The following is a 6,596-nucleotide window of genomic DNA, read 5'->3' on the forward strand; positions in this document are numbered from 1 at the left end:
TATACGAGACAGGGGGGATTCATCGGGGTGCTCCTGGAACGGGGTGGTGCGGTGCCGGGCCGGTTACCGGTGCGGGGTCGGGGTGTTCCCGCACCGGCGGGCGGGCTCAGGCGGTGCAGCAGTTCATCTCCCAGATCACGCCGAAGCGGTCCTGGACGATGCCGTAGACCGCGCCCCAGGGCTTGGGCTCCAGCGCCTCGTACACGGTGCCGCCCTCGGCGAGCTTGTCGAACGCCGCCTTCTGCTCGGCGAGGTCGGTGTGCTGGAGGCCGATGTGGAGGTTGTTGCCGGTGACCGGGCCGCCGAGGGCGGTCGGGTCACCGAAGCGGTCGGCGACGTTCAGGCCACTGCCGTCGGGGAACCGCAGCGCGGAGTAGACGACGGTACGGTCCATGCCCGGCACGTCCGCCAGGCCGGGAAGGTGCGCGGCCAGCATGCGGCGGTCGGTGAGCTCCTCGGCGCCGAGGGCGTCCGCGTAGAAGGCGAGGGCGTCGAGCGCGTTGTCGCAGTAGATCATCGGGGTGGTGAAGAGGGTCTGCTCGGCCATGACGGGCTCCTGGTGGTATCGGGGGGAATCCCTGGGAATCGGTACGGGCCCTGGGGGGCTCTCCGGGGGTATGCCACGACCATAGGAAGCCAATAGGTCAATCCATGGCCTATTAGGCAAAAGGGCTGATCAGCGGCTCGCAGTGCGGATCAGCTCTGGGCTGCGCCACGTGGACCTGCTGGACCTGGACGGCTGCTCCGTGGACGGATCGCACGTCCGGGCTCTCAAAGAGGCGAGCGTGCCGGCCCCTCACCCGTCGATCGCGCGTGCCCCGGGTCCGAGCACCATCTGACAAAGCCCCAGATCGATGCCTACGACCTGGGGCTTTGCCGCTTCGGCTACTGCGGCTGGTAGACGCTGACCGCGTCGGCCATGGGCTTGCCGAAGGTCATGTCCCCGGGCGGGACGGGGCGGCCGTCGAGGGAGAGGACCATCTTGGCCTCGTCGGGGCCGGCGCTGAGGGTGCAGGTGACCTGGTGGGCGTCGGCGCGTTCGAAGCCGAAGCGCGGGTAGTAGGTGGGGTGTCCGAGGACGGTGACGGTGTGTTCGCCCAGGGCGCGGGCGGCGTCGAGGCCGGCGCGGATGAGGGCGCTGCCGATACCGGTGCCCTGGTGGGCGGGGTCGACGGAGACCGGGGCGAGGGTCAGTGCCGGGGCGCCGCCGATGCCGGCTCGGGTGAACAGGATGTGCGCGATGACGGTTCCGTTCCCGTCCTCTGCGACGAGGGAGAGTTCGGGGATCCAGCACGCGTCGGCGCGCAGGGCGTCTACGAGGTCGGCGTCCTCGGGGGAGCCGAAGGCGGCGGTGATCACCTCGCGTACGCGGTCGGTGTCGTGCGGGGTCTCGGTCCTGATCTTCACTGCTGGAGTGTTCCTTTTCTGTGGATGTGGAGGTGGAGGCCGTGGTGGGCTGGTGCAGTGGGCGGGGCGCGGCTGCAGGTGCGCCCCGCCCACGGCCGCAGCAGCCAGATCACAGGGTGAGCAGGGCGCGGCCGGCGTGCTTGGGGTCGGTGAGTGGCCTGAGGGCGAGGCGGATCAGGGCGAGCGGGTTGTCGTCACCGGCGATGCGGTTGGTGCTGAGCTCGCTGCAGGAGGCGCACTGGTGGATGAGCATCCACTCGCCGTCCGGGCGGACGGACATGCCAGCGCCTCCATCCGGCCGCGGCAGTCCGCGTCGCGGTCGCCGGGGATCTTCCGGTCGACGTGCAGGCTGGCCAGGCAGTTGGGGCAGTGGTTGCGGTGCGCGGTGCCGGGTGCGTCCAGGGACACATCGAGCCGGCAGGAGGTGCACCGGAAGTCGCCTGCCCGGTGCCCGCCCTGGGTGTGCAGGACGTCCTTGCGCCGCTGCGGACGGCGCCGCCCGCGGCTGCTATTGTTGCGCGACATGGCGATGCTCCTTCCTTGACGGGCGGTCAGAGAGTTCCGAACGCTTCGAGCGGGAAGGGAGGTTGGGCCAGTGGGCGGACCGCCATGCGCATCAGGATGAGCTGGTTGTCGTCGGCGCGGACCGGGCTCGAGGTGAGCTCGTCGCAGCGCACGCAGCGGTGGATCACCATCCAGTCACCGGTGCGGAGCACGGCGATGGCGATCGGGGACATCCGGCCCTCGCAGTCGCTCGGACCGCCATCGACGTGGTCGAGGACGTGCCGGGAGTGCAGGCAGGACGGACAGTGGTCGCGCGGCGCGCCGTCGGCGGCGTATGCGGACACGGTCAGCCCGCACCAGGCGCAGGCGAAGGTGCCGAGGCTCAGAATGCTGGTGGTGGTGTTGGTGGTGTGGCTGGACACCCGGGTGCTCCTTGCTGGGAAGTCGGTCATGACAGCAAGAGCAGGCCGAGCGGCCTCGTCAGAGGGCCCGAAAACGCCGTGGAACGGCGAACAGGCAGGTCAGAGCACCGGAGAACACATCCGGCAGTCGCCCGGAGAAGCGGGCAGCGAAAGGCAGCGGACGGTTACGCGGTACGGCGAGGCGCACTCGGCGCGGGCCGGGACATCAAACACCCTTTTCCAGGGCACACAGGCCCAGAACGAATCAGAACGACCCCTGAAGGTTAACAGGGCGACTTCAGGGGGCGTCAACGCATTATTCGACGCCACCCGGCCGGGGGCGCGCCCCCGGCCACCCCTTCCCCGCATGGCGCGCGGCCTACCGTGGCGCCTTGGGAACGGCAGCGACCGCACCTCGGCTACCGTGCGCACGTCTCCTCGACAGGTTCGCCGCCCTCCGCGCGGTGCAGTCGCACCCGGGGCCCCTCCGGTCCGGCGCCAGGTGCCGCCGCGGCGTCGGCTGCTGTGCAGACCAGCTGCCGTAGGGCGGTGCGGTTGGCCGTCCAGGCCGGTGGGAGGTGCACGTCCACCGCGCCCTGCTCTCGCGTGGCGACGGTCGGTGCGGGGGTGCCGAGTGGGATGAACGTGACGAGGCCGCGGGTGCGTTCGGCCGGGTCGGGGCCCTGGACGAGGCGGTACAGGGCGGCCTGGGGCGCGTCGGGGCCGTCGTAAAGGCGGGAGACGCGTTCCAGGCCTACGGGGGAGGAGAAATAGAGATGGAGGACGGCAGCCGGGCGCCGGCCCGGGAGCGGCAGTCCGGAGGCGGGGGCACCGGCCCCGGTGGGGCCCGTGTCGTCGACGCCGCAGCCGGTCAGGAGTGACAGGGCCAGGACGAGGACGCGCAGGTGCCGTCTCACACCGGGGCCCGGGGGAGCGTCAGGGTGAACACCGCGCCGCCGCCGGGGGCGTTGGCGGCGGTGAGGGAGCCGCCGTGCAGGCGGGCGTTCTCGGCGGCGATGGCGAGGCCCAGGCCGCTGCCCTCGCTGCGGGTCCGGGCCGCGTCGCCCTTGGTGAAGCGGTCGAAGACGTGCGGTAGGACGTCGGCCGGGATTCCGGGGCCGCCGTCGGTGACGGTGATGACGAGCCGGTCGTCCTCGGCGCGGGCCCGGACGTCCACCGGTACGGACGGGCCGCCGTGGCGCAGGGCGTTGCCGATGAGGTTGGCCAGGACGACGTCGACGCGCCGCGGGTCGAGGCGGGTGCGCAGCCCCGGCGGCACGTCGGCGCCGACCCGGTCCGTCCAGTGCCGCAACGCCAGTGTTTTGCCGACGAGTTCGCCGATGTCGATCTCGTCGAGCTCGAGGACGGCGGCGCCGGCGTCGAACCGGGAGATCTCCATCAGGTCCTCGACCATGCGGACCAGCTTGTTCGTCTCGTCGGCGACCAGCTCCAGCGCCTCGGCGGTCTCGGGCTCCAGGTGCCCGGAGGCGGCGTCCTGGTCGAGGACCCCGGTGACGGCGGTCATCGCGGCGAGCGGGGTGCGCAGTTCGTGGGAGACGTCCGCGGCGAAGCGGCGGGCCCGGGCCTCCATGGCGCGCAGTGCGGCGGCATCGGCCTGGAGGGCGGCGGCCATGGTGTTGAACGTGCGGCCGAGGTCGGCCAGTTCGTCGTCACCGGTGACGTCGATCCGGGTGTCGAGGGCGCCGTCGGCCATGTCCTCGGCGGCCGAGCGCAGTTGCCGTACAGGGCGCAGGACACGACGGGCGGCGAGCAGCGCCGGGATGACGGCCAGAACCACGACGGGCAGGGCGCCGGCCCGCGCGGCCGCGACGAGGGCGGCGACGTCGCGCTCCTGCCCGGCGAGCGAGAAGGAGGCGTAGACGACCAGCCCGGACGGCTCGGTCGGGCGGTCGGCGCGGGTGACCGGCAGAGCGACGGCGAGCCAGGGCTAGTCGGCGTGGTGGAAGCGCTGAACGACGGCGGTACGGGCCGAGGTAGCCACACCGCGCAGCCGTTCCGGCAGGGCGGGCGCGGGGCCCGCGGCGTAGACGAGGGAGCCGTCGCGGTAGGCGGCCGCGGTGCGCCAGTCCCGGGAGCCGGCGGCCCGGTCGAGCTGGAGGACCAGGGCGCGCAGGTCCGTGGCGGCCGGGGCGGCGGGCAGGTCAGGGGCCAGGGAGCCGACCTGGGCGCGCAGGTCGTGGACGGCGGTGTCCCGGGCGCGGTCCAGGATCGCGGCCCTGGCCTGGCGGAACGTCAGAGCGGCGGCGGCGAGCGCGCTGACCGCCGCGACCAGGAGGAACGCGACGACGAGGCGGGTGCGCAGGCCTCTGGGGGCGAGGCGGCGCGGGAAGCGGCGGCGTCTCACAGCGGTCCGAAGCGGTAGCCGAAGCCGCGCACGGTCTGGATGTAGCGCGGGTTGCGCTGGTCGTCCTCGATCTTGGCGCGCAGCCGTTTCACGCAGGCGTCGACGAGGCGTGCGTCGTCGTAGTAGCTGTGCTCCCAGACCTCCTCCAGGAGCTGGCGGCGGGGGCGACGCGGCGCAGCACCGCGCGCATGCGTGCCTCGATGACCTCGGTGTTGGCGGGCTTGACGATGTAGTCGTCGGCTCCTGCCTCCAGGCCCACCACGACGTCGATGTCGTCGCCGCGGGCGGAGAGGATCACGATGGGCACCTGGCCGGCCTCACGGATGCGTCGGCACACCTCCAGTCCGCTCATGCCGGGCAGCATCAGATCGAGGAGGACGATGTCCGGTGCGAACGGGCCGAGCGACTCCAGGCCGTCCTCGCCGGTGCCGACCGCCTCCGTCTCGTGGCCGTTGCGGCGCAGCCCCAGGGTGACGCCGCGGCGCACGGCGGGGTCGTCCTCGATCAGCAGGACGCGTGTCATGGACCGGCCCTCTCCTCTCGCTCGTCGGCTCAGCCGCCCTCCCCCACCAGGAAGGGCAAAAGGTTGTATACAGGTTGAACATAGCCATTCGGACGGTGCGTCAGCGGGTCCCGCGCGGTGCTCCCACCGGGGCGGCCGCGCCGGTCTCGTCGCACATCACCGGCCATGGTTCGCCGGACAGCCCCGACTCGTGGACCCGGACGACCACGTCCACCGGCCGTTTCCCGCCCGGGATTCCCGGCGCTGCGGCGGCCGTGCACACCAGCTGGTTCACCGCCGTCCGGTCCAGTTCCGACACCAGCCACGGCAGGTACAGGTCCACCGTCCCCGGTGCCGTCGACTCGGCCCGCACCCGGTGCGCCCCGGCTGGCAGGGCGGTGACCAGCCCGCGCGCCCGCTCGTCCCGGGTCGGACCGGCCAGCAGGTCGTCCAGCGCCCGCTGCGGTCCGGCACCGGCGGGCGCGGAGCGAGCCACGGGCCAGCTGCCGTTCGGGGCGACGAAGTACACCCGCACCTGGTGAGAGGTGCCGGCCGTACGGGCCCCGCCGGCCGGGGCGCCGTCCGCCGTCGGTCCGGTGTCGGGAACGCCGCAGGCGGCGAGCGCCCAGGACGCGAGCAGGGCGGCGGTTCCGGCCGTCCGCCGCAGGAGTCTGGAAAGGGCCTTCGTCGGCATGCGCCCAGTCTCCCCGCGGACCGGGCCGGACTCCTCGCACCCGCGTCTCACGGCGCGGTCAGCCGTCCGATGTCCACGGTTCCCGCGCCGGGGTGCGGCTGCGGTACGGCCGTCCACACGCCCGCCGCGACGGCGAGGGCGGCGGCGAACGCCACAGAGCCCCGCCGCCCGGTCGCCCACCGTGCCCGGAACCGGACCGGGTCCTCCACCAGGGCCTTCGTCACCCACGCGGCCAGCACCGACACCCCGATCGCCACGGCCGTGCGGCCCCACCCGCCGACGCCGAACACCGTCCGGGGCAGCAGCAGGTACACCGGCCAGTGCCACAGGTACAGGCTGTACGACAGCTCCCCGAGCCGCCGCGGGACCGTGCTCCCCGCCAGTCGTCCGGCACGTCCGTCCGGGAACTGGGCGAGCAGCCCGATCAGCAGGGCGCAGGCCACGGAGTGCGCGAACAGCCCGCCTTGGAAGAGGCCGGGCGCGTTCTGGCCGTCCGTCAGCACCCAGGCGGCGCCGAGGCCGCACGCCAGCGCTGCGCACAATCCGTCCGACACCGGTCCCGGGACGCGGGCGAGCAGCCGCCGGACCGGCGCCGTGGCCACCAGCGCGCCGAGCAGCAGCGCGAACGCCCGGGTGTCGGTGCCCTCGTACGCCCGCGTCGTGTCCACGGCGTCCCCGTGGACGACCATCAGCGCGAGCGAGACGAGCGCCCCCGCACCGGCG

General features: G+C 73.2%; 6 protein-coding genes and 4 pseudogenes. 1 reads left to right on the forward strand and 9 read right to left on the reverse strand.

Annotated elements, in window-relative coordinates:
- Positions 1-106: 106 nt before the first annotated feature.
- Positions 107-547: a glyoxalase/bleomycin resistance/extradiol dioxygenase family protein gene (locus K6I34_RS28505; protein WP_229330168.1), complete on the reverse strand. Its 441-nt coding sequence runs from the start codon at positions 545-547 to the stop codon at positions 107-109.
- A gap of 160 nt (positions 548-707) precedes the next feature.
- Here K6I34_RS28505 and K6I34_RS28510 point away from each other — a divergent pair.
- Positions 708-838: pseudogene (locus K6I34_RS28510) on the forward strand (IS5/IS1182 family transposase); the annotation flags it as partial.
- Between the two features lie 47 nt (positions 839-885).
- Here the strand turns inward: K6I34_RS28510 and K6I34_RS28515 are convergent.
- The 8 genes and pseudogenes from K6I34_RS28515 to K6I34_RS28550 all read right to left on the reverse strand — a co-directional run.
- Positions 886-1,407, reverse strand: a complete 522-nt coding sequence (locus K6I34_RS28515; protein WP_229330170.1) for a GNAT family N-acetyltransferase — start codon at positions 1,405-1,407, stop codon at positions 886-888.
- 109 nt (positions 1,408-1,516) lie between these two features.
- Positions 1,517-1,932: pseudogene (locus K6I34_RS28520) on the reverse strand (RNHCP domain-containing protein).
- 26 nt (positions 1,933-1,958) lie between these two features.
- Entirely contained in the window at positions 1,959-2,333 is a 375-nt protein-coding gene (locus tag K6I34_RS28525) for an RNHCP domain-containing protein (RefSeq protein WP_229330172.1), read from the reverse strand.
- Between the two features lie 398 nt (positions 2,334-2,731).
- Positions 2,732-3,229, reverse strand: coding sequence for a GerMN domain-containing protein (locus K6I34_RS28530; protein ID WP_229330174.1), 498 nt, complete (start codon positions 3,227-3,229; stop codon positions 2,732-2,734).
- Positions 3,226-4,677 (reverse strand): annotated as a pseudogene (locus K6I34_RS28535) (ATP-binding protein). Before K6I34_RS28535 ends, K6I34_RS28530 begins: the two are co-directional and overlap by 4 nt.
- Positions 4,674-5,200 (reverse strand): annotated as a pseudogene (locus K6I34_RS28540) (response regulator). The pseudogenes K6I34_RS28535 and K6I34_RS28540 overlap by 4 nt, the downstream one beginning before the upstream one ends.
- Positions 5,201-5,300: 100 nt before the next feature.
- Entirely contained in the window at positions 5,301-5,873 is a 573-nt protein-coding gene (locus K6I34_RS28545; protein ID WP_229330176.1) for a GerMN domain-containing protein, read from the reverse strand.
- A gap of 47 nt (positions 5,874-5,920) precedes the next feature.
- Positions 5,921-6,596 (reverse strand): acyltransferase (locus K6I34_RS28550; RefSeq protein ID WP_229330178.1); only part of this gene is annotated, 676 nt, incomplete at its 5' end.

Origin of the sequence: Streptomyces sp. UNOC14_S4 (genome assembly GCF_020740835.1) — a bacterium.
Lineage (GTDB): Bacteria > Actinomycetota > Actinomycetes > Streptomycetales > Streptomycetaceae > Streptomyces.

Bases quoted from the DNA above. Each gene is read 5' to 3' on its own strand.
- K6I34_RS28545 (WP_229330176.1), bottom strand. From the start codon at position 5,873: ATGCCGACGAAGGCCCTTTCCAGACTCCTGCGGCGGACGGCCGGAACC.
- K6I34_RS28505 (WP_229330168.1), bottom strand. From the start codon at position 547: ATGGCCGAGCAGACCCTCTTCACCACCCCGATGATCTACTGCGACAAC.